Genomic DNA, 2,042 nt, shown 5'->3' with positions numbered 1-2,042 from the left:
TGAACCGGCAAACATGTCGGCAAACGAGATGGTGCTGGATTTAAAACCGGCTGTGGCGGAGTTGGCGATGTTGTTACCGATGACGTCGAGGTTACTGGAGGCAGCACTCAGACCACTCACCGCTTGTGAAAAAGACATAGTATTTCTCCTGCTAAAAGGTTAATCAGAGAATCTGACGAATTTCATCGAGGGTTGCGGAGCCCATAGTGCCGAGATCCAGTTTTGCGGTGTCATCCACTGTGCTGACGCCATTGACGTAGGCATAGTTAAGCGGCTGTGCCACCAATTGGGTGCTGCCATTGCTGGCGGCCAGTGAAACGGTATATTTGCCATCCGGCGCAGTGCTGCCGTCGGTCAAGGTGCCATCCCATGAGAAGGTGTGCACGCCTGCCGTTAACGCACCCAAATCGATGGTGCGAACGGTCGCGCCGCTGGCATCTTTGATGGTGGCGGTGGTGGCGGTTGACGCGGTGGTCAATTCCACACCAAACGGCGTGGTGGTGCCGCTGCCGACCAGAACCTGGCTGCCGTTTACCATCACGCCGTGACCGATCAAGGTCGCGCTCTGCAACGACTGGCTAGAGCTAATCTGACCCGAGATGGATCCCAGCGTGGTATTCAGCTTTTCAATACCGCTCAGGGTATTGATCTGTGCCAACTGGGTGGTCAGCTGGCTGTTATCCATTGGATTGGTAGGATCCTGGTTCTTCAGCTGTGTAACCAGCATGGTCAGAAACTGATTCTGCAAATCTTGCGCGCTGTTACCCGTGCTTGAGCTGCTGGAGGAGCTCAGAACTGTTGGGTCGAGTGAATCATTTACGCCTACTGCAATGCCCATCATGTCTCTCCGTTATTGACCCATGGTGAGGGTTTTCATCATCATCGACTTCACCGTGTTCAGCACTTCAACGTTGGCCTGGTAGCTGCGCGACGCGGACATGGTGTTGACGGTTTCGGACACAACATCAACGTTCGGCATCTTGACGTAGCCCTTCTGATCCGCCAGCGGATTGCCTGGGTCGTACACCAGTTTTGCCGGAGTAGGATCGTTCACCACGCCAGCGACCTTAACGCCGCCGGTCGCTGCACCTTGTGCGGCGTCGGTCTGGAAAATCACCTGCTTTGCCACGTAAGGCTGGCCATCAGGGCCGGTTACGCTGTCGGCGTTGGCCAGGTTACTGGCGCTGACGTTGAGGCGCTGTGATTGCGCTGTCATCGCAGAACCGGCGATATCAAAGATATTCAGCAATGCCATGCTTATTGCCCCTGCAGAACGCTCATCATGCCTTTGATCTGGCTACTGATGAGGGTGAGATCGGTTTGGTATTTCAGGCTGTTATCAGCAAACTGCGTACGTTCGCGATCCATATCCACGGTGTTGCCATCCGCGGCGGGTTGATCGGGAATGCGGTACAGCAGATCCAGTGACGGCTGAGAGTTGGTTTGCGCTTCAATGTGGCGTGAGGACGTCACATTCAGCGCCAGACTGCTGCCTTCGGCGCGACCGTTTTGCATCACCTTGCTCAATTGGCTGGCAAAGTCGATATCCCGCGCCTGGTAGCCCGGGGTATCGGCGTTGGCAATGTTTGACGCCAGGATTTCCTGACGCTGAGCACGCAGGTTTAACGCTTCAGTACCAAATCGCAGCGCGGCATCGAGTTTGTCGAGCATGCTTCCTCCGCGAATGAGAATTTCGAGCTGACAGCTTAAGTGGACAAATGCAAGGGTGATCGTCTGAATAGCAGCAAAAATGACTGCTATTTTTGACATTGATTTTTTTGCGCGAGGCGTAGACTCGGTGCCATCTTCTCGTCAGGAGGCGTTATGCGCAGATATTCCACCTTGCTAGCCACACTATTGCTGGCACTGGCGCTCCCCAGTTCTGCCGCGGATCTTACCGCGCAGTTGACTCAATTTTTTAAAGCGCGCGACCCACAACATGCCGCAGGCATGACGGTGGTGGTGCGTACACCACAGGCGCAGTGGCCAAACTGCGAAACCCCTGAACTGCAGCTGCCGGGCAATAGCCGTCAGTGGGGCAA

Annotated in this window: 4 protein-coding genes and 1 pseudogene; 1 reads left to right on the top strand and 4 read right to left on the bottom strand. The window is 55.1% G+C overall.

The features are described 5' to 3' along the window. The 4 genes from RTY00_RS24185 to flgB all read right to left on the bottom strand — a co-directional run. A partial coding sequence (locus RTY00_RS24185) for a flagellar basal body protein (protein WP_312666660.1) occupies positions 1 to 138 on the bottom strand: 138 nt, incomplete at its 3' end. A gap of 25 nt (positions 139 to 163) precedes the next feature. After that, positions 164 to 838: a flagellar hook assembly protein FlgD gene (flgD, locus tag RTY00_RS24180; protein WP_258145167.1), complete on the bottom strand. Its 675-nt coding sequence runs from the start codon at positions 836 to 838 to the stop codon at positions 164 to 166. Between the two features lie 12 nt (positions 839 to 850). Further along, entirely contained in the window at positions 851 to 1,255 is a 405-nt protein-coding gene (flgC, locus tag RTY00_RS24175; protein ID WP_008103089.1) for a flagellar basal body rod protein FlgC, read from the bottom strand. A gap of 2 nt (positions 1,256 to 1,257) precedes the next feature. Continuing rightward, positions 1,258 to 1,671, bottom strand: coding sequence for a flagellar basal body rod protein FlgB (gene flgB, locus RTY00_RS24170; protein WP_008103091.1), 414 nt, complete (start codon positions 1,669 to 1,671; stop codon positions 1,258 to 1,260). A gap of 153 nt (positions 1,672 to 1,824) precedes the next feature. On the opposite strand from flgB, the pseudogene RTY00_RS24165 reads away from it, so the two are divergent. Next, positions 1,825 to 2,042, top strand: a pseudogene (locus tag RTY00_RS24165) (flagellar basal body P-ring formation protein FlgA); the annotation flags it as partial.

The sequence above is a fragment of the Pantoea sp. CTOTU49201 genome, from assembly GCF_032054795.1.
GTDB classification, from domain to species: Bacteria; Pseudomonadota; Gammaproteobacteria; order Enterobacterales; family Enterobacteriaceae; genus Pantoea; species Pantoea symbiotica.
This window is presented reverse-complemented; position numbering and strand designations above follow the sequence as displayed.

Excerpts from the sequence above, each read along its gene's own strand:
- flgD (WP_258145167.1), bottom strand. The coding sequence starts at position 838 with ATGGGCATTGCAGTAGGCGTAAATGATTCACTCGACCCAACAGTTCTG.
- flgC (WP_008103089.1), bottom strand. The coding sequence starts at position 1,255 with ATGGCATTGCTGAATATCTTTGATATCGCCGGTTCTGCGATGACAGCG.
- flgB (WP_008103091.1), bottom strand. The coding sequence starts at position 1,671 with ATGCTCGACAAACTCGATGCCGCGCTGCGATTTGGTACTGAAGCGTTA.